The sequence below is a fragment of the Paenibacillus sp. FSL R7-0210 genome (assembly GCF_038009085.1).
Lineage (GTDB): Bacteria > Bacillota > Bacilli > Paenibacillales > Paenibacillaceae > Paenibacillus_AQ > Paenibacillus_AQ silagei.
Map to the genome: position 1 here is coordinate 4,874,443 of NZ_JBBPAR010000001.1, position 24,503 is coordinate 4,898,945.

A 24,503-nucleotide genomic window follows, 5' to 3' on the forward strand; every position below is an offset into this window, starting at 1 on the left:
ACATATAAATTCTTATCTATCAAAAAAGCGCATTCCCGGAAATCCGGAAATGCGCTCTGTTCTGATAAGCTCTGGAATTGGTATACCGATAGCCTTAGCGTTTGCTCGGATCGTAAGGTTCACCAAGCGCCTTAGGTGCCGAGGAACGGCCCACAGCACTCACCAGAACGATAATGGTTAACACATAAGGAATCATGAAGATGAATTCCTGCGGAATGCTCTTGGACCATTCAAACAGCTGGACATAGTTGCGGATCGCCTGGGAGAAGCCGAAGAATACCGCAGCACCGAAGGCACCAAGCGGATTCCACTTCCCGAAGATCATCGCAGCAATGGCAATGAAGCCTTGTCCCGAGATCGTATTGTGCGCAAACGTACCTGTAGTAGTCAAGGTAATGGTGGCTCCGCCGATACCCGCCAGCAGTCCGCTGAGCATGACGCCGATATATCTCATCTTGTTGACATTGACACCCAGGGTATCAGCCGCACTCGGATGTTCACCGACTGCGCGCAGACGGAGTCCAAACGGAGTTTTGAACAGGATGAAATAAATGACAATGACTAAGATAATCGCCAGATAAGTGGTTGGATAGGAGTTAAATATCCCCTCGCCGATAACCGGAATCTTCGAGAGCCCGGGAATCGCCACTTTGCTGAATCCGTCGATCAGCGGAGTTTCGCCTGATCCTTCGAAGAACAGCTTAACCATGTACAATGTGCTGCCTGCGGCCAGGAAGTTAATAACCGTACCGCTTATCGTCTGGTCAGCCTTGAAGGTAATCGCAGCCACAGCATGGATCAGTGAACCGATTACTCCGACAGCCATGGCACAGAGCACCCCGACCCAAGGTGCCCATTCGCCCATGCCTGCATCTTGAGCATAGTAGCCACCTACTGCAGCTGCAAAGGCGCCAAACATCATTAAGCCTTCAAGTCCGATGTTCACCACACCGGATCGTTCAGAGAAGATGCCGCCGAGGGAGGCAAATATTAGCGCTGTGGAAAAAACAAGCGTCGTATTGAGCAGTTGGCCTAAGACTACGAAGTCCATCTATAACACCTTCTCTTTCTTGCGCTTGAAGTAAAACGGTTTGAGCACCCAGCGTACAATGCCTTGCGCAGCAATGAAGAATATGATCGAACCGATTACAATACGGATCAGCTCCGGAGGCACATCCGCACCGAAGCTCATGCCTGCCGAACCGTACGTCAGCGTGCCGTATAGAATAGCAGCGAGAATGACACCCAGCGGATGGGTCAGTCCAAGCAGGGCAACAGCGATACCGTCAAATCCATAACCAGGTGAAGCTGCAAATACGGATTGATAATGGAATACACCCAGTACTTCACCAGCGCCTGCGAGACCTGCGAACACGCCGCTGATGAACATTGCCTTCACCACATTGCGTCCGACGTTCATTCCTGCATATTCGGCAGCATGCGGATTCAAGCCTACTGCACGCATTTCGTAGCCCTGCTTGGTCTTCCACAGATAGACATAGAAGAAAGTTGCTGCCGCCAGGGCAATCACGGTTCCCCAGTGCAAGCGGGCATTATCAAAGGTGGAGAAGAGGAAGGTCATGGATAGAGAAGCCGGATTATCCTCCGACCGGTTCTGCCCTTGCAGAAGCAGGAACGTCCGGACAATATAATTCGACAGGAAGAGCGCAATCCAGTTCAACATGATCGTTGTGATAACTTCATTAATTCCGCGCTTGGCCTTCAGATATCCGGCAATACCGGCCCATAGTCCGCCGCAAACAGCGGCTGCAATGACTGCAAGCGGGACTAACAGGAAGCCGGGCAATACCCCGCCAAGCTTAATGCCGACAACAGATGCAGCCGTCATCCCGATCATGACCTGCCCGTCCGCACCAATGTTGAACATCCCTGAGCGGAAGGCAAAGGCTACAGCCAGACCCGTCAGCATAAGCGGAGTCATCTCGCGGATCGCCTCACCGAAATCATACGGGCTGCCGAACACGCGCTTGAACAGCGCAGAGTAAGCCGCAATAGGATCATAACCGCCAATCAGCATGACGATAGCACCGACAAGGAAACCCATCAGAATTGCTACTAGAGGAATTATGTAGCTGTCTGTTGCGAATATTTTCCGGAGTCTAGACATCCGCATGACCTCCCCGCTTCAAACTGCCCGCCATCATCAGACCCAGCTCCTGGTCATTCGTATCCTGCGGGAATACCTCTCCGACAATCTGCCCTTCATAAATAACGGCAATCCGGTCGGACACATTCATAATTTCATCCAGCTCAAATGAAATCAGCAGTACAGCCTTGCCTTGGTCACGCTGCGCAATCAGCTGCTTCTGCACAAATTCAATGGCACCGACATCCAAACCGCGCGTTGGCTGAGCGGCAATCAGAAGAGTCGGATTCTTGTCTATTTCCCGCGCAATAATCGCTTTTTGTTGATTACCGCCGGATAAGGAGCGGGCTTTATTCTCTATAGAAGGTGTGCGCACATCGAATTGTCTTACCAGATCTTCGGCATGCTTGTTAATCACATCTGTGTTCAAGAACCCGTTCTGGTTATATGGACTCTTATAATACGTCTCCAGAACCATGTTCTCGCTCACGGTGAAGTCCAGCACCAGACCATGCTTGTGACGGTCCTCCGGAATATGGGAGACATTCATTTCAGATACCTTGCGCGGTGACAGATTGCCAATCTCCTTACCGGAGACCTGGATCGAACCTGAGTCAATCTTGCGCAGCCCGGTAATGGCCTGAATCAGCTCACTCTGGCCGTTACCGTCCACTCCGGCGATTCCGAGAATCTCCCCCGCCTTAACTTCGAAGCTCAGGCCATTCAGCACAGGCACGCCATTCTTGCTTTTGCTGCTGACATTAGACAGCTTCAGGATGCTCTCGCCAATATGCGGCGGCTGCTTGTCCACTTTGAAGGTTACTCCGCGTCCGACCATCTTCTCAGCAAGCTCGTTAGGATTGGTCTCGGTGGTCTTCACCGTATCAATCACCTTACCGCGCCGGATAATGGTGACACGGTCGGAAATCTGCATGATTTCTTTCAGCTTATGTGTGATCAGAATAATGGATTTACCTTCTGCAACAAGCCGCTTCATAATCGCCATCAGTTCCGTAATTTCCTGCGGCGTTAGTACAGCGGTAGGCTCATCGAATATAAGTATATCCGCTCCGCGGTACAGGGTTTTCATAATTTCTACCCGTTGCTGCATGCCTACCGAAATGTCATGAATTTTGGCATTTGGATTGACTTGGAGCCCGTACTGCTCAGATAGCTTACGAACCTGCTCCGCAGCGGATTTATAGTCAATTTTAAGACCTTTCTTCGGCTCCATGCCCAGAACAATGTTCTCGGTGACCGTAAAAGGATCAACAAGCTTGAAATGCTGGTGAACCATACCAATGCCAAGCTCAATAGCTTTATTGGGGTTATCAATAATAACCGGTTTCCCGTCGATTTCGATGCTGCCTTCATCGGGCTGGTACAGTCCGAATACGATATTCATCAAGGTTGATTTGCCTGCCCCGTTCTCACCAAGCAGCGCATGGATCTCCCCTTTTTCCAGCGTCAGACTAATGGAGTCGTTCGCAACGATACCGGGAAAGCGTTTTGTGATTTGCTTCAACTCTACGACAGGAGCCGCAGCACTCATGGAATCACCCTCATCACAGAATATATATAATATTGCCTTTTAGACACGGCTGTACCGCCCCACACAAGGACGGTACAGTTGTGATTGTCTATAACAGATGCTGACAGAGAACAAGGCCAGTGTTTGAACCGGCCCTGCTTCGTCGTTATGTTAAATCGGGTTAAGCTGAAGCAATGAATTACTCGGAAGGAACAACGATTGTTCCATCAATGATTTGTTTGCTGTATTCGTCAACCTTAGCCAGAATATCGGCAGTAACGTTAGCTTTGGATGTTTCAGGAAGGCCTACACCGTTGTCTTTCAGACTAAGAACAGTTGTAGTACCACCTTTGAAGGTACCGTCAACAACCTGCTGGGAAACCTTCTTAACCGCTTCGTCAACACGTTTGATCATGGAAGTCAGCGTTACATCATCGCCAAATTCCAGGGACTGGTCTTTGTCAACGCCGATAACCCATACTTTGCTGCCGCCGGCTTTGTTGCGGGATTTCGCTTCGTTAAATACGCCGTTGCCTGTTGCGCCTGCAGCAGGGAAAATAATGTCGTTGCCGGCATCATACAGCGTTGCAGCCAAAGATTTACCAGTATCAGGCTTGTCATAAGCACCTGCATAAGTGATAGTTACTTTTGCATTAGGGTTAACCGCTTCTACGCCGGCTTTGAAGCCCACTTCGAAACGTTTGATAACCGGGCTTTCCATACCACCGATGAAACCTACTTTGTTGGTTTTGGTTGTCATACCAGCAACAACACCCACCAGGAAGGAGCCTTCATTCTCGGCAAAGGTTACAGATTCAACGTTAGGAGCGTCCACTACACTGTCGATGATCGCAAGGTTAGCATTCGGGTTCTCTTTGGCAACCTTCAGTACGGCATCGCCAAGGTCGAAGCCGATTCCCCAAGTGAGGTCATAGCCGCCTTTAACGAACTGGTTAAGGTTAGGCTCATAGTCTGCATTGGATTTACTCTGCAGGTATTTGATCTCAGCGCCGAATTCCTTCTCCATAGCCTCCAGTGCTTCCCAGGAAGACTGGTTAAAGGACTTATCGTTTACTCCGCCTACGTCAGTTACTAGACCCAGTTTGACAGCCTTAGGAGCGTCAGTTGCTGCTGGTGCTTCTGTTGCAGCTGCGTCTGTTGGTGCAGTAGTTGCTGTTCCAGCATTGGAGCCGGAATTAGCGCTGTTATTGTTACCGCAACCTGCCAGAATGACAGTGAAGGCCATAACCATAACCAAAGATAGTTGGTAAAACTTCTTCATCGAAAGTGATCCCCCTTAGTAAATTGGATGTCTTCTTTGTTCTGCTTTGGACATACCATTAGTACAAATTATACCTGCAAAAAAAGCTAAAATCCAGTCTATTAATGACCTCAGGTCAATAATAATTTGCATTTTTCAACAAGAAATCGCTTACCTTGACACGGGCTGTTATTTCTGTGTCCGTTATATGTTAGAAAACCTCAAAATGTAGCTTATGGCTCCAAGTGCATTAACATTATTATTGCACAGGGAAAGCTTTTCTATTATCATGTATGATTACATCTTGTACGCAAAGGGAGTTACTGAAAATGGAACAAGAACACACACCACAAGCTGCACCCGACTTCAAATACTGTCATGAATCCCGCGTATTCAAAACCGGCCGCGTCTTCCCGAATGATGTGAACAATCACAAGACACTGTTCGGCGGCAAGCTCATGAGCACCATCGATGAAGTCGCCTCCATCTCTGCCATGCGCCACTGCCGGGTCAACGTAGTAACGGCATCCGCTGACTCTGTCGACTTCCTCCTGCCGATCCGGCCGACGGATTCCGTCTGCTTCGAATCCTTTGTCTCCTGGACGGGCCGCACCAGCATTGAGGTATTCGTCAAGATTATCTCCGAGAATCTCTACACTGGCGAACGCGCTGTTGCTGCAACTTCCTTCCTGACCTTCGTAGCTATGAATGAAGACGGCACTACAGCCCCTGTTCCGGCCATCGTGGCCCAGACCGACGAAGAGAAGCTGATCTGCCAGTCTGCTGACGAGCGGTCTGCGCTGCGCAAGCTGAGACGCTCCAGCAGCAAGAAACTTGCTTCGCTGCTTAGCACAACGAAATACTGGGAATAGCCGTCCATCCGGCGGTTCCCACCGCGCAAAAAAAGCACCGTCACACGGGAGAACCCGCAGGCGGTGCTTTTCGGTTTATAGCGTCTTACGCGTTGATCTTCTCTTTGGCAACAACAGCCAGGGAGTTGAAGGCGTTCAGATCATTCACTGCCAGATCAGCCAGCATCTTACGGTTCACTTCTACACCAGCCAATTTCAGGCCGTATACAAGCTTGCTGTAAGACAGACCGTTCAAACGGGCTGCAGCATTGATACGAACGATCCACAGTCTGCGGAAGTTACGTTTCGTCTGACGACGGTCACGGTATGCGTAAACCATCGATTTCATTACTTGCTCTTTAGCTGTTTTGAAAATGCGGTGCTTGGAACCGAAGTAACCCTTTGCCAGCTTCAATACTTTTTTATGTCTACGACGAACTACAAATCCGCCTTTAACTCTTGCCATATTAATAAACCTCCCAAAAATGTGTGATTAACTATTTCAAGTTAGCGAGTCCTTGTTTCAAACGTCTTACATCCCCAGGGGCCATTACCGGATTGCCGTTCAATACGCGTTTTGCACGTTTCGATTTGTGGGACAGCAAGTGGTTCTTGTGAGCTTTGTAACGCAATACTTTACCAGTTCCAGTGATCTTGAAGCGGCCTTTCAGGCTGCTATGTGTTTTCATTTTAGGCATGGTGTTTCCTCCTTGAATATTATGCGGCGCCAAATTGCTATGCAAGTGACTCCAGGATTATTGGGGCTTCGGAGCCAGAATCATAATCATGCTGCGGCCTTCCAGCTTAGGCTGGCGCTCTACAACAGCAATTTCTTCTACTTCGCTCTTCACGCGCTCCAGGATCTTCTGGCCGATACTAGCGTGGGTAATCTCACGGCCGCGGAAACGGACGGAGCACTTCACTTTATCGCCTTCGCCCAGGAACTTGATTACATTGCGGAACTTGGTCTGATAATCATGTTCCTCAATGTTTGCACGGAACCAGACTTCCTTGAGATCCACGATCTTCTGGTTCTTGCGGGCTTCCTTCTCTTTCTTCTGCGTTTCATAACGGAACTTGCCGTAATCCATGATGCGGCATACCGGCGGCTTCGCCTGCGGTGCTACGTTGACTAAATCCAGATTAAGATCGATCGCCATTTGTAACGCCTCGCGGATCGGCTTGATCCCGATTTGTTCACCCTCTGCTCCGACCAGCCGAACCTCTTTGGCACGAATTTCATCATTGATCATATGTTCCTTACTGATAATCCTCCACCTCCGAATAATTTTCAGATAATATATTACGGTTCTCCATAAAAAAGGGATGCCGGTAATTCCCCGACACCCCGTTTGATCAACGTTCATGAATTGTAACCATTCATAAAGCATTGAGATCAAAACCAGCAGGCTGTTAGCCTGTCAGGTGAGAAGCCGGTGCTTCTGCTTGCAATCCCTATGTTTTGCACACTTGAATACTATACATCATCAGACTGAAGATGTCAACATCCTCAGAAATTATTAATTTACAGTGCGAATTATGAAACCTGCTTGCTCTGCACTTCCTCCAGCCGGACTACGCGCGTATGCTTGGTATGACTCCACTGCTTGTTGTTCTGCGTGAAGAACGCATAGAACGTGATGGGATACCACGAGAGCAGATAGACCGGGAACACCAGCAGGTACAGATAGACCTTCTTGAACTTCACCCGCTCCAGCGCCATGGCCAGCAGGAAGGTCAGAATGTTCGCCCCTACGGCAAAGTACCCGAGCCACAGCGGCAGATGTCCGTAAATATTCGCAATATGCGGACCGCCAAACACAGCATTATCCACAAACATTACGGCAGTCATCAGGAACGTAAGCAACACAATGTATACGTTAGCTCCATACAGTGCCAGGTCGAACTTCGTCAGGCTGCGTTCCTTGATCCCCTGCCACAGCAGCGGGAAGAAGTAACGGCGGGCTACGGTGAAATGACCCTGCATCCAGCGCAGACGCTGTCTGGAGGAAGCCTTGAAAGTAAGCGGCTTCTCATCGAATACTTTGGCATCATAATTAAACTTTGGATATACGCCCTTGGAGGCGCTGCGCATGGTGAATTCCAAATCCTCAACCAGACTGGTTGCCCCCCAGCCCATTTCCTTCAGCAGATTCGTCTCGAAGCACATGCCTGTACCGCCGAGGAAGTTGGCCATCTTCAGATTATGGCGCGACAGCTGCCACAGCCGGTTGATGTACCAGTAGGATACGCCGTAAGCAGCCGTGATCCAGGAATCCTCCGGGTTCTTCGTATCAATGTAGCCTTGAATGACCCGTCCGCCTGAACACAGATCGTTGTTCATCTCTGTCAGGAACTCTGTATGTGCGAGGTTGTCGGCATCGAACATGACTACAGCGTCGTACTGGCGGGGCAGCGCCCACAGCTCCTTCAGCATCCACTCGATGGCATAGCCTTTACCGCGCAGGTTGCTGTTGGTACGTACACAGGCATTCATGCCGTGCTCCCGCACGATCGCAGCGGTATTATCCGTACAGTTGTCACAGATGACAAATACATCGTAAAGTTCCTGGGGATAATTAAGCTGCTTCAGGTTCTCCATCAGAGCGCCAACCACTTCTTCCTCGTTGTGTGCGGCGACCAGTACGGCAAATGACTTTTGCGGCGCATGCCTAACCTTGTTCTTCTTCTTGCGCAGTCCAAACAGCGAAAATGCAAACTGATAAACTGCGATTGCCGCCAAGATCACTTGGAGCGTAACAAACAATGCGTCTGTCATGATCTTTAGATGCCCCCTTTTTCCAAATCTTGATGTTTTTTCTCTTTTTCTCTCTCTAACTTGCTAACGTTCTATCTGACCCTTTTGTTGCATCCCTTACTGTAGACAAGAATTTCCCCTTAGTTCCGGGCAGGATTCCGAATTGTGTTATGTCCCGTTTCACAAGATATGAATATGGATTCCAGTGTACTGGCTGGCTCCTTATTTCTCTGTTACCTTATAAACGCGATCTTCCTGCTTGAATCATTGTAGTCGCTTTGGGGCTCACAAGTCAAAAGAGACATTTTTCGAGCGGACCCGAGCTTTTTCTTGAACGGGCTACCTTAAAAAAGTATGATAAAGACAGCTTCAGGCCGTGAAATCTGCTGCTTAAGCTGCGCCAGAACTCTTTTAGCCGGACTATCGGAGGGACATGATATGAGACCTTTATTCAAGAAACTGCATCTCCTGGAGCAGCGGGTGTTTCAATGGATTAACGGACGGATGCACAATCCGTTTCTGAACTTCTGGCTCTTCTACCTCACTCATCTCGGAGGTGCAACAAGCGCGATCGGCATCAATCTCCTGGTCTGGGCAGTGTGCCCGCAGCCATGGAGAACTACAGGACTTCAGGCACTGGCCGCGCTGGCGATAAGCCATGTGCCCGTCGCTATCGCCAAAAAGCTCTACCCGCGCCTGCGGCCCTATCTGGCCCTGCCGGACACCAATACGTTCCGCAATCCGCTTAAGGATCATTCTTTTCCTTCAGGCCATACGACCGCTATCTTCGCCTCAACGGTTCCTTATATGATAGCCTTTCCTGTCCTGACTGCGGTCCTGCTTCCTCTGGCCTGCACAGTCGGCTTCTCCCGGATCTACCTCGGGCTGCATTATCCATCTGATGTCCTCGCAGGAGCGGTCATTGGGTCTGGAGTCGCAGCCGGTACGCTTGCCCTCTGGATATGATGCCTAAGGGGCGCCGGCCGGTCAATACCTCTAGGGAACAGGTGAACTATACATTGCGCAAAAAAAGAATATTATTGCTGTCAGAGGGCTTCGGTGCCGGGCATACCCAGGCTGCATATGCGCTGTCGAGCAGCCTGCGGAAGCTGTCTCCAGAGGTGCAGACCAAGGTGCTGGAGCTGGGGAGCTTCCTGAATCCCAAGGTGGCCCCGCTCATTGTCTCGGCATACCGCAAGACGGTTACCTCCCAGCCCCGGCTGATGGGCTATGTGTACCGTCACCAGAAATCATTCAATCGTCTTACCACACTTGCCCTGCACCGCTTGTTTTATACGCATGCCCAAAATATTGTGAAGCAGCTGAATCCGAACATTATCGTCTGTACCCACTTCATTCCCGGTGCTGTTATCTCACGCCTGAAGCGGCTTCACCCGTCGCTGAAGGCTCCGCTGATTACAGTCATTACAGATTATGACGCCCATGCCAGCTGGATCAGCCCGCAGGTGGACCGCTATCTGGTATCCACCCCTGAGGTCAAGGCGAAGCTGCGCCGCCGAGGCGTTGCCGCCTTCAAGATCCGGGTAACCGGCATTCCTGTCCACCCGAGCTTCTGGGAGCAGCACGGCCGGGAAGACATTCAAGAGCAGTTCAAGCTGCTTGGTGTTCCGACGGTCATGGTCATGGGCGGTGGATGGGGCATGATGAATGACGAAGTAGTCAATGCGGCTCTGGCCGGATGGCGGGACAAGGTGCAGATTGTGTTCTGCCTCGGCCAGAATGACAAGCTGCTGCAGGAGATGATGCAAGACCCGCGGTTCAGGCATCCCAACATCCGGCTGCTGGGCTTCACCCGGGAGATTGACAAGCTGATGGAGGTGTCCGACCTGCTGGTCACCAAGCCGGGCGGCATGACCTGCAGCGAAGGCTTGGCCAAGGGCATTCCGATGCTCTTCCACTCTCCGCTGCCGGGCCAGGAAGAAGAGAACTGCCGGTACTTCACTGCCGCCGGACTGGGAGAGCCGATCAGCTCCCTCGATGTAGTTGACCGGTGGATGGAGCGGCTGCTGAATGATTACGGGAATGTCCGTGCGGCGCGCAAGGCCCATCTGGAGGCCATCTCCAGGTACAACCCGCTGCAAAGCGCCCAAAGCATTATTGATATGCTGGATAAACCGCGCGCAGAACATGGGGAGTAGAGAAGCAGGTAAGAACGCAAAAGGCAGTCCGGTATGAATGAACCGGACTGCCTTTTGCTGTAATTGCAGGTAATGCAGCCTAGAGGCGGTACTTGTCCAGACGGGTGGCCTGATATTGCTTCAGCGCCTCGTCTCCGACAATTGCCTCGCAGCGGTGAATGTTCACGCCCCGTCCATAGAACTTGGTCTCGTATTCGGTCATTACATGCTCTTCGTTGATCACGCCGCCCTCATGCAGGTCAAGCGAAATATTCTTCATCTGCAGGCCATAGTCCGCAAAGGCATTAAGCGAGAATTCAAACAGGCTGCGGGAATCCGTCTTCAAATGGATCTCGCCGAGCGGACTGAGCAGTCCGCGGTATTTATCCAGAAAACGCGGATGCGTCAGACGGCGGCGGGCATGCTTGCTTTTCGGCCAGGGATCACTGAAGTTGAGATAGATCCGTTCCAGCTCCCCTGGAGCGAACACTTCCTCCGCGTAATCGATATTGGCCAAGGCCACTCTCACGTTGGGCGGTGTCTCTTCTCCTGCCGGCTCCCATACATTCCGGGCCTTCTCGGCTGCGCGCCGCACCAGCTCGTCATACATATCCACGCCGATGAAATTAATCTCCGGGTATTTGAAGCTCATTTGACTGATAAACTGTCCCTTGCCCATTCCGAACTCCACATGAATCGGATGATCATTGCCGAACAATTCGGACCAGCGCCCCTTCAGGCTGCGTGGTTCCAGGATGACCAGATCGGTCTGCTCCTCAAGACTTTCACGTATTCCTTTTCTTCCGCGTAAACGCATAGGTACTCCTCCGCTTATCTCTTTATTGCCTTATCTGTGAATAGGATAAATGCCACTTGCAATATTGTGCCGAACTTACCGGCAAAAGTAAAGGGATTTCAGCAAAAGAAAAGGAACCTCCATCCCGCCCCTGTTGGACTGGTCGAAAGTTCCGTGCGTGTTGTATCTGTAATACCGGCCCGCCGTTCAGCGGACTGCCATTTATTTATCGAACTCGAAGGTCTTCTCGAACGCATTGCGGATCTTCCGCTGCGCTTCTGTCTTGATCTTGTGGTTGCCGTTGAATTCTACGCCTGTCAGGGCGAGAGCTTCATCGGGAGTCAGCTGCACATCAATCGAACCTTTGTTATCAGCAAATACCGTTGGAGAATTCATCGTTATCACCTCTAAGGTTTAGTATGGACCGGACGACACGAAATTATGAATTCAAGCATAAGATTGTGGTTGCTGCAGCGGCTTTTTAACACTTTAAATATAACATAATGTGTAAGCATTTTCAAGCCGAATAGCGGTAATTCACAGCCTATTTTTAGTTTTTTTTCGGCGGAATTCCGGGAGGGATTGTTACGTTCATCACGGATTTTTGATACAATGGGAAGGTTAATGAAAGGAGCTGCACATGTCTAATCTTTTACAGGCCTCCTCTCCGCTTCTGTGGGGGGATAAACGGTTCCATACCTGGAACTACGAAATGCGCGGGCAGATGGATACCAAGGTGTTCAAGGTCATGCTCGATGCGGGCTTCACCTGTCCGAACCGTGACGGTTCCATCGCCAAAGGAGGCTGTACATTCTGCAGTGCCAGAGGGTCAGGCGATTTCGCCGGAAGCCGCCGGGATGATCTGGTCACCCAGTTCAACCATATCCGCGACCGCCAGCATCAGAAATGGCCGAATGCCAAATATATCGGCTATTTCCAGGCCTATACCAATACGTATGCTCCCGTCGAGGAGCTAAGGGAATATTATGAAGTCATTTTGCAGCAGCCCGGGGTTGTCGGCCTCGCCATTGCCACCCGCCCCGACTGCCTGCCGGATGATGTAGTGGAGTATCTCGCGGAGCTGAACCAGCGCACCTATCTATGGGTGGAAATGGGGCTTCAGACCATTCATCAGTCCACTTCGGATCTGATTAACCGCGCGCATGATACCGCCTGCTATACTGAAGCTGTTGCGAAGCTCCGCCGTCACGGCATCCGGGTGTGTACCCATATCATTCACGGTCTTCCGCAGGAAACGCATGAGATGATGCTGGAGACTGTAGCTGCTGTAGCGAATATGGGGGTTCAGGGGATCAAAATCCACCTGCTTCACCTCATGCGCAAAACGCCGATGGTGAAGCAGTATGAAGCCGGACTGCTGCGGTTCCTGGAGCAGGATGAATATGTGAAGCTCATTGCCGACTCGCTGGAAATTCTGTCGCCGGACATGATCGTCCACCGCTTGACCGGCGATGCCCCGCGCGATGCTCTGATCGGCCCGATGTGGAGCCTCAAGAAGTGGGAAGTGCTGAATGCCATTGACCAGGAGCTGGTTGCCAGGGACACCTGGCAGGGTAAGTACTGGAGGAAGGGCTGATGGGCTTCCTGTCTGTCCTTAGCTTCGCCCATAAGCTGACCGCTGAGCGGCTCCCGCCCGGCGGACGGGCTATCGACGCCACCGTGGGAACCGGCGCCGACACCCTGTTCCTCGCCAAAGCGGCCGGGCCGCGCGGCGGGGTGTACGGGTTCGACATCCAGCCGCAGGCGCTGGCTCTTGCCGGCGAGCGCCTGCGGCTGGCCCGGGAGGAAGCGCCTGCTGCGCTGGCTCCCGTGACGCTGCTGCTGCAGAGCCATGCAGCCATGGCTGCAGCCGTTCCGCCCGCTTGGCGCGGAACGGTCTCGGCGGTGATGTTCAACCTCGGCTATCTGCCTGCAGGCGATGCCGATAAGACTATCATCACCGAGCCGGGAAGCACGCTGGCCGCGCTGGAGGCGTCGCTTGCGCTGCTCCGCCCGGGCGGGATCATCACGGCCGTGCTGTATCCCGGCCACGAAGGCGGCGGCCGCGAAGCCGCCGCTGTCGAAGCCTGGGCCGCCGGACTGGCCCAACAGGACGCGCAGACCATCGTGTACCGCCAGCTTCAGCGCGAGTCTGCACCGTACGTAGTAGCTGTAGAGAAGAAAAGAAGCTGATCAGAGATTGCAATCGCCCAGTTTTCGCAGCGATTGTATTTTCCCGGGACACCATCATCGGGTTGACAGACCGGGACAAGACAAATCGCCAATTCTATTATCAGGAAGGAAGATGTTGTAATGACGAAACCATATCCTCTGAAATTTCAGCCGGAATTCAAAGAACGTGTCTGGGGAGGCCGAGCGCTGGAGAAATTCGGCCTGGATCTGCCGGAAGGCCATATCGGCGAAGGCTGGATGATTGCCGATCATCCGAACGGCACCTCCTCAGTAGTCAACGGCGAGCTGGCCGGACAAGGCCTGGATGCCATCCGTGAGCAGTTCGGGCACGAGTGGTTCGGCAGCAAGGGCATCACGGAAGAAGGCGGAAGATTCCCGCTGCTGATCAAGCTGCTGGATTGCAATGACAACCTCTCCGTGCAGGTGCATCCTACGGATGATTATGCCGGACTCCCCAAGGGCGAGCTGGGCAAAACCGAAATGTGGTACGTGCTGGACGCCAAGCCAGGCGCCAAAATCATCTACGGCCTGAAGGAAGGCGTCACCCGCGAGATGCTGAAGGACGCGCTGGAGAACGGAACGGTTATGGACAGCCTGCAGGAAGTGACTGTAGCTGCCGGTGACTCTTTCTATATCCCCGCAGGGACAGTACATGCCTTGTGCGCTGGTGTCGTTGTAGCGGAGATCCAGCAGAACTCTGACACTACATACCGGATTTACGATTATGACCGTCCGGGTCTGGACGGGAAGCCGCGTGAGCTGCATATCGAGGATTCCCTGAATGTTACCGCTTATGAAGGCGCAGGAGCGACTTCGATGAAGACCGATGGTGCAGTGGCCGGTGAATGGCTGCAGATTGCCTCCTCCCCTTATTTTATCGTGGAAAAAGGTCTGGTGTCCGGCGAATGGCAGCTCGCCACCACCGATGACAGCTTCACCATCCTGGTGATCTGCGAAGGCAGCGGCCACCTGATCTGGGACGGCGGCTCCCAGCCATACGCAGCGGGCGAATGCTATCTGCTTCCGTCCAGCCTTGGCGCTTACAGCATTGAAGGACAATCTACGGTGCTGCGCTCCTATCTGCCGTAAGAAGCCAGACTGCATTTCACTTGGATCAGTGTAGCACCAGGTACTCTTTACGCTAGGAATGCTGAATTTCACTTTCAGGAGGACAGGCGATGACTGAGAACACTTTTACCATGACTGATCCCTTAGATGTCAAAATCCATGTCTATGAATGGCTGCCGGACACGGGAACGGAGATCCGGGGGATTGTGCAGATTGCACACGGGATGTGTGAGACGGCTGCGCGGTATGCCCGGTTCGCTTCGGCGCTTACCGCAGCCGGTTATGCCGTGTATGCCAATGACCACCGGGGGCATGGACTTACCGCCGGCAGAGTCAACCTGCTCGGTGACAGCGGGGAGAACGGCTTCTACTGGATGCGGCGCAACCTGCTGCAGCTTGCGGGAGTTGCCTGCTCCCGGCATGAGCATGCCCCGATCTACCTGTTCGCGCACAGCATGGGTTCGTTTCTGGCTCAGAAGCTCATGTGCGAAGAGGGGCATGAGATTTACAGCGGCTTCATCCTCAGCGGCACCAATGGTCCCCGGAGCATGCTGCGGCTGGCAGAATCCTTGTCGGCTATGCAGTTAAGGCTGCAGGGCGACCATCACCGCAGTGTACTGCTGAATGGCATTGTTTTCGGCGCTTATAACCGGTCCTTCTCTCCGGTCCGCACAGCTTTTGACTGGCTCAGCAGTGATCCGGAGGAGGTAGATAAGTTCATTGCAGACCCGTACTGCGGGGCGATCTGCACCACCCGCTTCTTCCGGGACTTCTTCCATTTGCTGCGTGAGCTTCATACCAGGTCCACTCTTCAGCACCTATGCAGCGACAAGCCGGTCTACCTGTTTGCGGGCGAGAAGGACCCTGTGGGGATGAACGGTCAAGGGGTGATGCGTCTGGCTGAGCTATACCGGAAGCAGGGGCTTCAGGATGTAGAATGCAAGCTGTATCCGGGAGGAAGGCATGAGATGCTGAATGAGGTCAACCGGGACGAGGTCACGGCCGATGTGCTGGACTGGCTCGCCCGCCATCTCCCTGCCGGGTCCATGATTAGTTATTAACAAAAACAACAAGGCAGCGATTCCCCTCTTATTGGGAGGATCGCTGCCTTGTGTTTATTGGAATTGCGTAACCGGTCTCTACACATTAAAAGATATCAGCTTCAGCTGTGTCATCTCCTGTACGGCGTAAGCAACGCCTTCGGTTCCCTTACCGCTGTCTTTCACACCGCCATACGGCATATGATCCACTCTGAACGTCGGAATATCATTAACGACTACACCGCCGGCCTCAAGTTCACGGGCAGCCTGAAAAGCGCGCTTGATGTCAGAGGTATACACCCCCGCCATCAAACCGTAGCGTGAAGAATTCACCTCGCGGATTGCCTCCTCCCAGTGGTCAAAGGGCAGAAGCACCGCAACGGGTCCGAATATCTCCTCTGTCCATACCTTGGCGCTGCGGGGCACCTGAGTCAACAGGGTAGGGGCAATAATATTTCTGGCTGAGCGCAGGCCGCCTGTTTCGATCACAGCGCCGCCTGCCACGGCTTCCCCGATCCAATTCATAATACGGTCTGCCGCCTTCTCCGAAATCAGTGAGGTCACATCCGTAGCTTCTTCCAGCGGGGACCCGGTTATAAGCTTTGCTGCTGCTGTGACAAAATGTTGTTTGAATTCTTCATAGAGCGATTGATGGACTAGAATCCGCTGCAAGGAAATACAGACTTGCCCGTTATAGGCAAAAGCACCACTGACACACCGGGCGGCAACCGCCGCAATGTCTGTGTTCTCATCAATAATCAAAGCAGCGTTGGACCCAAGCTCCAGAGTGGTGCGGCGCAAACCCGCCTGCCGCTGAATCAGCTGGCCCACGGCATAGCTCCCGGTAAAGCTGATCTTGCGGACCAGCGGATGGGTCGTCAGTACTTCCCCCAGCTCCGCTCCCTCACCGGTCACAATATTCAGCACTCCGGCCGGCAGCCCCGCCTCTTGAAACAGCCCGGCAAGCAGCAACCCGCTTAGCGGTGTCTGCTCCGCCGGTTTCAACACAATGGTGTTGCCGGCCGCAAGGGCCGGTCCCACCTTATGGGCTACCAGATTAAACGGAAAATTAAACGGAGTAATAGCTGTTACAACCCCGATGGGGACCCGGATTGTAAAGCCGAAATGCTGGTGTCCGCCTTCAGCCGCATCCATCGCAACCTGCTCACCGGTCACCTGTTTTGCAGCTTCGGCTGCAAAACGGTAGGTCTCCACGGTCCGGGCAATTTCGCCTCTGGCTGCCTTGAGGGGCTTGGCCGCTTCCATTGCTATCACCCGGGCCAGTTCTTCCCTGCGCTCGTCAATCAGCCCGGCCACCCGGTATAGAATCTCGCTGCGCTGATAGGCCGTCATCCGCCCGAAGACAGCAAAGGCTTCGTGAGCCGCCTCGATTGCCCGCACTCCCTCAGAGGCATCTGCCTGGGCAATCCGTGCCAATACTTCCCCGCTGTATGGATTATATAAGTCCTTGTATTTCCCGGCCTTGTGCCACTGGCCGGACATCCATAAGCCGTAACATTCCTGCAGCTTCAAATTTTCTCACTCCCTATTTGCAAGTTGCAGCCATGCTGTATGAATATCGGCTGCCCGAATCTCGCCCTGATGACCGGCGAGATGACGGTGGACCTCCTGCTTCCGGTGCCAGCGCAAGGCTGGTGGCAGTTCCAGCAGCAGCACCGCTAGCGCATCGCTGGCTTCAGGAGTAAACCGCTGTTCATAGCTTTCACGGGCAGCTCCAAACTGCCATAGCGGCTGTACTATAACCGAGATTTGCCAGCGGCCCGACATATCCGAAGAGCTTCATTCCGTCCAGAGCCTGAACCAGGATTTCAGCATCTTGTTGGCCTAACTGCGGCCGGTTGCCGCGCTAAAAATATTCTGCTAAAACCTCCGCTAAAGCCTGTTTGTAGGCATTTAAATCATACGAAGAGTTATTTGCTTTTTTCTTGGCGATAGTTAGGCCGTCATATATCTTCTCTTCCAGTTCCCGTCTTGCCTCAAGAACCTGAAGCGTTCCTTCTAAGCCCTGGTGGCCCTGTCCTAAGCCATACCCCTGGGTGATGTAATATTTGATGAACCCTTCCGACCACTCTTGGGGTCTCTCGCGGACAGCTTTGCGGAAAGAATGCTCCAGATCGTCCTGTTCAATAACAATCAGCAGCGGATTCAATGGCTTAATGATGGCCTCCAGCTCCTGAATGTAGCCTATCATGTACTCCTCGGCAACATCGTGCTTGATCATCCCCATGGTCACAGGATTCTGGATAAAACAGCAATCAAACACATACGTGTCCGTTCCCTGTAGCGCCTTCTCTGTAAACTGCCGCCATTTTGCTGTGATCAGTTCTCTGTGCTGAGCCAGCGGCAATTCATAGATATCCTTCCGGGCTAATGTGTCCATCCATTCCTTTGGAAGGAGAGGCTCGTGTTCATTTACTATTTTCCGGTATTCGACAAGGTAATAGCCGTCATGAAAAGTTGTCCGCGGACTTAATATATGCCTTGAATCGGCCCACATCCCCAGCAGCTCATCGTACTCTGCCTTTGTAAGACAAGCGGCGCCGTCATAATCCGCCGGATGATCCAAATTCCCCTCAAGGAATAGCTGAGCATTATTGCCCGCCTCCGTAAGAATTTCGTAAACCAGCTGTGCCGCTGTGGACTTCCCGAAGCCGGGTAGACCCTCGATTAAGATTAATTTCGGTTGCATGCATCGTTCCCCCATTCACGATTTAGAAGGATAGGCAGGGAAAGAGCCAATACAACTAGGTGTTCACTTTAGTATACTCGCTGATTGAGGCATGTGGAATTTCAGCTAATTCTCCTAACAAGGTACGAAAAGCCATACCGTGTCCGGCAATATCACCTTTTGGAAGCCCAAATATTGGTTAATCACCTTCTCCACACGCTTCCTCATCAGTTCCTTGGATTCCCACAGCTTAGTTGCCCCGGGAGGGTACACTCCATGATGAGCATCGTAATCACTCCCCAGTTCTGCCAGCCGCTCCAATGAATCATATTCAAAAGTTAAGTCGGGCTGCCATTCTCTGAGACCGAATTCAATCCTTATGTCCAAACCCAATTCCTTGGATAAAATTGCAGCGGTCTGAAGAGCACGTGTGTACGGAGAAGAGACGATCAGTTCAGCATCCCGTAGACGCTCATCCCGTGCTGCCAGAGACACCTGTTCAGCTCCTGCATCGGTAAGCGGAACCAGGTCCCGGCCATGCCCCTTCAACTTGTACTGCTCGTTAACATCCCACTGCGGTTCACCATGGCGGATAAGATAGAATTGCGTCACTGATATTCCCCCAACTTTACATATATTCTACCAAGGAACCGCCGTAAGCTCCGGCCACTTCGACTTCCATTTCTGCGTCTTCGCTTCGTAGATCTTCTCGCTGATCAGTGCTTTGTTGGGGCGTAGAATTAATTGAAATAAATCCTCCAGACCAAATGGGGCATAAATCTTCCATTCACCGTTCAGCTCAAGCCTTGCTGCCATCGAGGTCACTGTAGTCGGCCAGCTGTCGATTGCTGCTTCCAGGGAGAGGTAGGGGTTGATCTCCACACCGAATTTCTGCAGATACCACAGATGAACTCGGGCCTGATTCTTGAGATCGACCGGGATAGCAATTCCCGCAAAAAGCTTCTTGCCCTTCGCAACCACCTTATCCTCAGCAGCATAACTCAGATCAGCCGCATCATAGTAGATAATATCGATGTCACTAATTCCGTACCCCGGCGCACGCCCGGTAAGCTCATTCCACACCGTTTGCACCAAGCATCCTGCACCTATGTAGTAAGGGAACGGGGCCAAGCCTTGGGCACGCTTAAAAATATCCATTAGCAGTGTATTGCGGGTGAATAGCTCCGTAAGACGGTTATACATTTCATCGCAACTATCCATCGCCCAAATCCCCCACACTCCCGCCAGACAGCCCATATTGCAAAATCAGCTGTGTTCCCTTGCTACCACTGCGCCGCAGGCCGTGATCCTGAAATCCGGCGCGGAGATATAGCTGACTGGCGGCGGTATTGCGTTCATTCACAGCCAGCACCGTCTGTCGGGCTTCAGGGTAATGGCGGCGGACGAAGTCCGGCAGCAGTGCCATGGCTGCTTTGGCGAACCCGCGGCCCTGGCTGGCGCAGTCCATCAGGAAGGCCCGGAGAAGAACTGCTCCTTCGTAGTCCTGGTAGAAATTCGAGATACCTTCACCAGTATGTAGGATGAAGAAGCCCACCGCCCGTTCTCCATGAGCAATAACCACCCCGGCCTTACCGGCATCCTCCCTGAGGTCCTGAAGCGTCTCCTCCGGCAGACCGGTGAACTGCAACTGCTCCGCCGGAAGCTTAAAGCCAAGTAACTGGGCCTTGAATTGCTCCCCGTGCTCGTCACCGTACCTAAACAATGATATGTGCTGCTCCTGACTCAACTGTATGCCCCCCATAGGTAACCGACTTCCGCTCATACTCCCTTGCGGCCGCTTCGCCGAATGTGGTCGGTTTTTCGATTACATTTGGACCACGGGCCCACTCAGCGCCAAATATGGTCGGTTTTTCGATTACATTTGGCTCACGTGGGCACGCAACGCCGAATGTGGTCGGTTTTTCGATTACATTTGGCTCACTCGCACACGCAACGCCGAATGTGGTCGGTTTTTCGATTACATTTGGCTCACGTGCACACGCAGCGCCAATTGTGGCCGGTTTTTCGATTACAATTGCCCGACGTGCCCACACAGCGCTAATTGTGGTCGGTTTTTCGATTACACTTGGTTCACGCGCACACGGAACGCCGGATGTGTTCGGTTTTTCGCATACATCCGCATCGGCAGGCAGGTGTCCAGTGTAGTCAGGGGCATTCCCCTACAAAGGCAGCGTATAATACTGTGCCCGCTGGCTCTCGTCCTGCTGATACAGGACGACCAGCAGCGTGCGGCCATCGCTTGCCCCGGGGTGCGGACCAGGCAGGGCCACCCCGCTCCCGGCGGCGACCGCCGTTGCAGCCGCCCGGCCTTCACTCCCGCCGCCCCCGGCAACCGCCGGAGGCGATACTTCTGCCTTGATTGCGGCAACTGCTTCACCTTCGCCAGAAGCTCCAACCCCCGCCTCAGCGCCAAGCTCCCCGTCATAGCGTAGCCCGCTGATCGATTCCAGCACCGGATCGAGCCGGAACGGCAGCTCATCGAGCACGATGAACTTCTGGAGCTCCCGCTCGCTAAGTCCGGCCTCCGCCAGCTTGGCCGAGATTAGCTCCGGCTGACTGGCGATCTGCTTCAGGTGCTTCGCCCACTCCGCTTTATCAAGCACATCGTCCCACCAGATCTTGCGGGGCTTGTACTTGTGGGCGAGGAAGTAGTCCAGCTTCATCAGGCCGGTGACTATGTCCATAGAGGCCGTGCCCCGGTCCGTCAGGAAGTCATGCAGCCGGGTGAACAGATCCTCCAGCTGATGCCCGATCTTCTGCCAGCCCCGCTCTTCCCAGTAGTCACCGAACTCCTGGAAGAAGTCGAACGGAGACGGGAAGACATGGCGGATCAGGTACTTGACCGAATGAGCCAGCCGCTGGCTGTTCCAGTACTTCTCCAGCACATCCTCCAGCCGCTTGAGCCGGATAATATCGGCGAACGGCATCACATGGCTGCTGAGAATTTCGTATGGCGCATGCTCCATATACGTATAGTCATATTTGGCGGCCTGGGCGCGCAGCCCGGTGCCGCGCAGCATTTTGAGGAACCCTAATTGCAGCTCCTCCGGCTCCATGGCGAAGACGTCATTAAACGTCTTGCGGAAGGTGTCGTAATCCTCCATTGGCAATCCGGCGATCAGATCGAGATGCTGGTCGATGTTGCCGCTGGCCTTGATCTTCATCACAGTGCGCGACAGCTTGGTGAAGTTCTGGCGGCGCTTGACCAGCTCATTCGTCTCGTCATTCGTCGACTGGACGCCGATCTCGAAGCGGAAGACGCCCGGAGGGGCGTTCTGCGCCAGGAAATCCAGCACCTCGGGACGCATAATATCAGCGGTAATCTCGAACTGGAACACGCAGCCCTGATGATTATCGATCAGGAACTGGAACATCTCCATCGCATAATTGCGGTTGATATTGAACGTGCGGTCCAGGAACTTGATCACCTTGGCCCCGCCCTCAATCAGATAGAGCAGATCGGACTTCACCCGTTCGATATCATAATAACGCACGCCCACCTCAATGCTGGACAGGCAGAATTGGCAGTTGAAGGGACAGCCCCGGCTCGTCTCAAAATAAACAATCCGCTTGCTCAGCTCCGGCAGATCCTCCGCGAAGCGGTGCGGGGTCGGCAGGGTGTTAAGATCACTTTTGGGACGGGGAGGATTAACGATCAGCTCTTCGCCCTTGCGGTAAGCCGCACCGTATACGAAATGGTACTTATGTTCATCCCGGATCTCCTGCAGCAGATGGTGGAAGGTCTCTTCCCCGTCACCGATCACGACAAAGTCCACTCCGGCCTCCCGCTTCATCCAGTAGAGCGGCTCATAGGATACCTCCGGCCCGCCCAGCACAATCTTGACCTCCGGCATGACCTGCTTGAGAATACCGACCAGCTTGATGGTCTCCTCGATGTTCCAAATGTAACAGGAGAAGCCAATCACATCCGGCTGCTTCTGAAAAAGGTCAGACACGATGTTCATCGCGGGATCTTTGATGGTATATTCCGCCAAAAGGATATCCTCGAACTCATGCTCGCTATACGCCTTCAGCAGCCGGATCGCAAGCGAGGTATGAATATATTTGGCATTTAATGTGGCCAGGATGATTCTCATGCCTTATAACCTTCTTTACATGTCATTTTGAAAAAACTCCAGGAAGGCCTTGCCGTACTTCCGGTACTTCACTTCACCGACACCCTTCACCCTCAGCATCTCCGCTTCTGTCTGCGGACAAACCACGCTCATCTCACGCAGCGTCGCATCATTGAAAATGATGTACGACGGCACATGCTCGCGCCCCGCCAGCTCGCGGCGGATCAGACGCAGCTGCTCGAACACCGTCTCGTTGACCGCAGACGGCGAAGTATCGCGCGAGCGGCTGCGGTCCCGCGTGCCGGAGGTGACCAGCGTGCGGGCCACGCGCTGATGCACCTGGCGCTGGCCGCGCAGCACCTCGGCTGCCAGCGGCTGCAGCCGGACCACCGGATACTGGCCTTCGGACAAGGCCAGATATCCTTCCGAGATCAGCATATTGATGATCTCGGTAATCTCCTTCTCGCTGCGGCTGGACATAGCGCCGTGAGTCGGCAGCTTCTCGAACCCGTATTGCAGCACCTTCTGGTTACGTGAGCCCTTCAGCACGGATGAGACCAGCGCCACGCCATAACGCTCCCGCATCCGGTGGATGCAGGAGAAGATCTTCTGCGCTTCAACGGTGATATCGACCAGTTCACGCTCGTCGGTACAGGAGCTGCAAATCCCGCAGTGATCATCGTCATGACTCTCGCCGAAATAGTCGAGCTGCGCACTGCGCAGGCAGCGGGTGGTATAGCAGTATTCAATCATCTGCTGGAGCTTGCGGTATTCGTTGGCTTTACGTTCCGGGTCCTGCGGGTTCTGCTCAATCAGGAATTTCTGGGTCATGATATCCTGCGCACTGAACAGGAGGATACAATCGCTCGGCTCCCCGTCACGCCCGGCACGTCCCGCCTCTTGAACATAAGCTTCCATGTTCTTCGGCATATTGTAATGGATGACATAACGCACGTTAGACTTGTCGATCCCCATCCCGAAGGCATTCGTGGCGACCATGACGCGGATATCGTCATAGAGGAAGCCTTCCTGGCTGTCCGCCCGCTCCTGGTCGTTCATTCCGGCATGATAGCGCCCGGCGGTGATTCCTGCGGCCTGGAGGCGCTGATAGAGATCATCCACCTCCTTGCGGGTGGCGGCATACACGATGCCCGGCTGATGGGCATGCTGAGCCGCGTAATCCAGCACGAACTCGCGCTTGTTCTCTCCGCGCAGCACGGACATCGCCAGATTGTCGCGGCCAAGTCCGGTCATGAAGACGCCCGGCTCGCGCAGGCGCAGCAGCCGGACCATATCCTCCATGACCTCCGGGGTAGCTGTAGCGGTGAAGGCCGCCAGAATCGGACGCTGCGGCAGCTGCTCCACGAACGGGGACACTGCCAGATAACTGGTGCGGAAGTCATGGCCCCACTGCGAGACGCAGTGCGCCTCATCCACAGCTACGCAGGAGATGTTCAGTCCCGCCATCTCCAGGCGGAACCAGTCCAGCTCCAGACGCTCGGGAGCTACATAGAGCAGCTTCAAGTCGCCGCGGCGGGCCGCACGGATGCGCTCATTCACTTCCTTGCCGCTCAGGGTGCTGTTGATATAAGCAGCCGGAATCCCTGCCGTCGTAAGAGCATCCACCTGATCCTTCATCAGGGAGATCAGCGGTGAGACGACCAGGGTAAGCCCCGGCTGCAGCAGCGCCGGAACCTGATAGCAGATGGACTTACCGCCTCCGGTAGGCAGAATGCCCAGCGTATCGCGGCCTTCCAGCAGATTGTTCACAATTTTTTTCTGGCCGTCCCGGAAATCGGGATAACCGTAATATTTTTGCAGCTCGGCCTGGGCCTGCTCCATTAATGATCCTTGCATCTCCATATCTCTTCAAACTCCTTAAGGCTTTCTACCTTTTAGTTTACCGGGCAACCGGCTGCCAAGCAACCGCCTGAAGCAGATATCATAGCACTCCTTCCGGGCCTTACACATAGA

25 protein-coding genes are annotated in these 24,503 nt (G+C 53.4%); 7 read left to right on the forward strand and 18 right to left on the reverse strand.

Translation table 11 applies throughout. The features are described 5' to 3' along the window. Positions 1-94 precede the first annotated feature (94 nt). The 4 genes from MKY64_RS20515 to MKY64_RS20530 form a co-directional block, all read right to left on the reverse strand. Positions 95-1,051 carry an ABC transporter permease gene (locus MKY64_RS20515; RefSeq protein WP_036727665.1) on the reverse strand — a complete coding sequence of 319 codons (957 nt, stop codon included), beginning with the start codon at positions 1,049-1,051 and terminating at the stop codon, positions 95-97. Continuing rightward, positions 1,052-2,128 (reverse strand): ABC transporter permease, encoded by a 1,077-nt coding sequence (locus MKY64_RS20520; protein ID WP_339313108.1) that lies wholly within the window; start codon positions 2,126-2,128, stop codon positions 1,052-1,054. Next, positions 2,121-3,659 carry an ABC transporter ATP-binding protein gene (locus MKY64_RS20525; protein WP_340955395.1) on the reverse strand — a complete coding sequence of 513 codons (1,539 nt, stop codon included), beginning with the start codon at positions 3,657-3,659 and terminating at the stop codon, positions 2,121-2,123. The genes MKY64_RS20520 and MKY64_RS20525 overlap by 8 nt, the downstream gene beginning before the upstream one ends. 178 nt (positions 3,660-3,837) lie before the next feature. Then, complete coding sequence (locus MKY64_RS20530; protein ID WP_036727661.1) at positions 3,838-4,920, reverse strand: BMP family lipoprotein; 1,083 nt, start codon at positions 4,918-4,920, stop codon at positions 3,838-3,840. 308 nt (positions 4,921-5,228) lie between these two features. Here MKY64_RS20530 and MKY64_RS20535 point away from each other — a divergent pair, with 308 nt between their 5' ends. Continuing rightward, the gene (locus MKY64_RS20535) at positions 5,229-5,771 is read left to right on the forward strand and encodes an acyl-CoA thioesterase (protein ID WP_036696107.1); all 543 of its coding nucleotides are present in this window, start codon (positions 5,229-5,231) and stop codon (positions 5,769-5,771) included. Positions 5,772-5,856: 85 nt separating this feature from the next. Here MKY64_RS20535 and rplT read toward each other — a convergent pair whose 3' ends face one another. The 4 genes from rplT to MKY64_RS20555 all read right to left on the reverse strand — a co-directional run bounded on the left by rplT (position 5,857) and on the right by MKY64_RS20555 (position 8,529). Next, positions 5,857-6,216 (reverse strand): 50S ribosomal protein L20, encoded by a 360-nt coding sequence (gene rplT / locus MKY64_RS20540; RefSeq protein ID WP_036649386.1) that lies wholly within the window; start codon positions 6,214-6,216, stop codon positions 5,857-5,859. Positions 6,217-6,247: 31 nt separating this feature from the next. Continuing rightward, positions 6,248-6,448, reverse strand: a complete 201-nt coding sequence (gene rpmI, locus MKY64_RS20545; protein ID WP_036696104.1) for a 50S ribosomal protein L35 — start codon at positions 6,446-6,448, stop codon at positions 6,248-6,250. A 57-nt stretch (positions 6,449-6,505) separates the two neighbouring features. Further along, positions 6,506-7,003, reverse strand: coding sequence for a translation initiation factor IF-3 (gene infC, locus MKY64_RS20550; RefSeq protein WP_036696103.1), 498 nt, complete (start codon positions 7,001-7,003; stop codon positions 6,506-6,508). A gap of 284 nt (positions 7,004-7,287) precedes the next feature. Then, positions 7,288-8,529 (reverse strand): glycosyltransferase family 2 protein, encoded by a 1,242-nt coding sequence (locus MKY64_RS20555; RefSeq protein ID WP_340955398.1) that lies wholly within the window; start codon positions 8,527-8,529, stop codon positions 7,288-7,290. A gap of 417 nt (positions 8,530-8,946) precedes the next feature. On the opposite strand from MKY64_RS20555, the gene MKY64_RS20560 reads away from it, so the two are divergent. Further along, positions 8,947-9,474 carry a phosphatase PAP2 family protein gene (locus tag MKY64_RS20560; RefSeq protein ID WP_036727657.1) on the forward strand — a complete coding sequence of 176 codons (528 nt, stop codon included), beginning with the start codon at positions 8,947-8,949 and terminating at the stop codon, positions 9,472-9,474. Between the two features lie 53 nt (positions 9,475-9,527). After that, positions 9,528-10,667 (forward strand): MGDG synthase family glycosyltransferase, encoded by a 1,140-nt coding sequence (locus tag MKY64_RS20565; protein WP_340955400.1) that lies wholly within the window; start codon positions 9,528-9,530, stop codon positions 10,665-10,667. Positions 10,668-10,746: 79 nt separating this feature from the next. Here the strand turns inward: MKY64_RS20565 and trmB are convergent, their stop codons facing one another. After that, entirely contained in the window at positions 10,747-11,463 is a 717-nt protein-coding gene (gene trmB / locus MKY64_RS20570) for a tRNA (guanosine(46)-N7)-methyltransferase TrmB (RefSeq protein ID WP_076160578.1), read from the reverse strand. Positions 11,464-11,664: 201 nt separating this feature from the next. After that, on the reverse strand, positions 11,665-11,838 hold the full coding sequence (locus MKY64_RS20575) for a hypothetical protein (RefSeq protein WP_179090500.1): 174 nt from the start codon (positions 11,836-11,838) through the stop codon (positions 11,665-11,667). A gap of 244 nt (positions 11,839-12,082) precedes the next feature. Between MKY64_RS20575 and MKY64_RS20580 the strand changes: the two genes are divergently transcribed. From MKY64_RS20580 to MKY64_RS20595, 4 genes are all read left to right on the forward strand, one after another. Then, positions 12,083-13,039, forward strand: coding sequence for a TIGR01212 family radical SAM protein (locus MKY64_RS20580; RefSeq protein ID WP_036727652.1), 957 nt, complete (start codon positions 12,083-12,085; stop codon positions 13,037-13,039). Further along, the gene (locus MKY64_RS20585; RefSeq protein ID WP_036727651.1) at positions 13,039-13,635 is read left to right on the forward strand and encodes a tRNA (mnm(5)s(2)U34)-methyltransferase; all 597 of its coding nucleotides are present in this window, start codon (positions 13,039-13,041) and stop codon (positions 13,633-13,635) included. Before MKY64_RS20580 ends, MKY64_RS20585 begins: the two co-directional genes overlap by 1 nt. Positions 13,636-13,755: 120 nt before the next feature. After that, positions 13,756-14,724, forward strand: coding sequence for a type I phosphomannose isomerase catalytic subunit (locus tag MKY64_RS20590; protein ID WP_036727649.1), 969 nt, complete (start codon positions 13,756-13,758; stop codon positions 14,722-14,724). Between the two features lie 89 nt (positions 14,725-14,813). Continuing rightward, positions 14,814-15,764 carry an alpha/beta hydrolase gene (locus MKY64_RS20595; RefSeq protein WP_340955402.1) on the forward strand — a complete coding sequence of 317 codons (951 nt, stop codon included), beginning with the start codon at positions 14,814-14,816 and terminating at the stop codon, positions 15,762-15,764. A 78-nt stretch (positions 15,765-15,842) separates the two neighbouring features. Here the strand turns inward: MKY64_RS20595 and MKY64_RS20600 are convergent, their stop codons facing one another. From MKY64_RS20600 to recQ, 8 genes are all read right to left on the reverse strand, one after another. Beyond that, entirely contained in the window at positions 15,843-17,246 is a 1,404-nt protein-coding gene (locus MKY64_RS20600; protein ID WP_340757849.1) for an aldehyde dehydrogenase family protein, read from the reverse strand. A 36-nt stretch (positions 17,247-17,282) separates the two neighbouring features. Continuing rightward, a complete protein-coding gene (locus MKY64_RS20605) occupies positions 17,283-17,531 on the reverse strand; it encodes a hypothetical protein (protein WP_340955404.1) in 249 nt (82 codons plus the stop codon). 79 nt (positions 17,532-17,610) lie between these two features. Continuing rightward, positions 17,611-18,453 (reverse strand): hypothetical protein, encoded by an 843-nt coding sequence (locus MKY64_RS20610; protein ID WP_340955405.1) that lies wholly within the window; start codon positions 18,451-18,453, stop codon positions 17,611-17,613. Between the two features lie 114 nt (positions 18,454-18,567). After that, complete coding sequence (locus tag MKY64_RS20615; protein WP_340955407.1) at positions 18,568-19,044, reverse strand: histidine phosphatase family protein; 477 nt, start codon at positions 19,042-19,044, stop codon at positions 18,568-18,570. Between the two features lie 27 nt (positions 19,045-19,071). Continuing rightward, the gene (locus MKY64_RS20620; protein WP_340955409.1) at positions 19,072-19,653 is read right to left on the reverse strand and encodes a nucleotidyltransferase family protein; all 582 of its coding nucleotides are present in this window, start codon (positions 19,651-19,653) and stop codon (positions 19,072-19,074) included. Further along, positions 19,646-20,155 (reverse strand): GNAT family N-acetyltransferase, encoded by a 510-nt coding sequence (locus tag MKY64_RS20625; RefSeq protein WP_340955411.1) that lies wholly within the window; start codon positions 20,153-20,155, stop codon positions 19,646-19,648. Before MKY64_RS20625 ends, MKY64_RS20620 begins: the two co-directional genes overlap by 8 nt. A gap of 457 nt (positions 20,156-20,612) precedes the next feature. Next, positions 20,613-22,550, reverse strand: coding sequence for a B12-binding domain-containing radical SAM protein (locus MKY64_RS20630; RefSeq protein ID WP_340955413.1), 1,938 nt, complete (start codon positions 22,548-22,550; stop codon positions 20,613-20,615). 15 nt (positions 22,551-22,565) lie between these two features. Beyond that, positions 22,566-24,392, reverse strand: coding sequence for a DNA helicase RecQ (gene recQ / locus MKY64_RS20635; RefSeq protein ID WP_036727639.1), 1,827 nt, complete (start codon positions 24,390-24,392; stop codon positions 22,566-22,568). Between the last annotated feature and the right edge of the window lie 111 nt (positions 24,393-24,503).